The sequence below is a fragment of the Lactobacillus delbrueckii subsp. bulgaricus genome, from assembly GCF_046938665.1.
GTDB classification, from domain to species: domain Bacteria; phylum Bacillota; class Bacilli; order Lactobacillales; family Lactobacillaceae; genus Lactobacillus; species Lactobacillus delbrueckii_C.
This window is the reverse complement of sequence record NZ_JBKZCD010000110.1, coordinates 1-225: the sequence shown is the minus strand read 5'-3', so window position 1 is coordinate 225 and position 225 is coordinate 1. Positions and strand designations below refer to the sequence as shown.

The window sequence follows — 225 nt, the reverse complement described above, 5'->3', positions numbered from 1 at the left end:
AAGCCAATCGACTTCAACTTCATTGAGTCAATCTGCATCTGAGTCAACGAGCAAGTCAGCATCAACAAGTGCAAGCCAATCAACTTCAGCCTCATTGAGCCAATCTACTTCTGAGTCAACGAGCGCAAGCGGCTCCGAATCCACTTCACCAAGTGAATCTGGTTCAACGAGCACCAGCGGCTCCGAATCCACTTCACCAAGTGAGTCTGGTTCAACGAGTACCAG

At 49.3% G+C, this 225-nt stretch carries 1 protein-coding gene; it reads right to left on the bottom strand.

All coding sequences use genetic code 11. From position 1 onward, the window contains the following. Nucleotides 1-27 precede the first annotated feature (27 nt). On the bottom strand, nucleotides 28-225 hold a 198-nt coding region (locus tag ACLUXO_RS10455), incomplete at its 5' end, for a hypothetical protein (protein ID WP_412137470.1).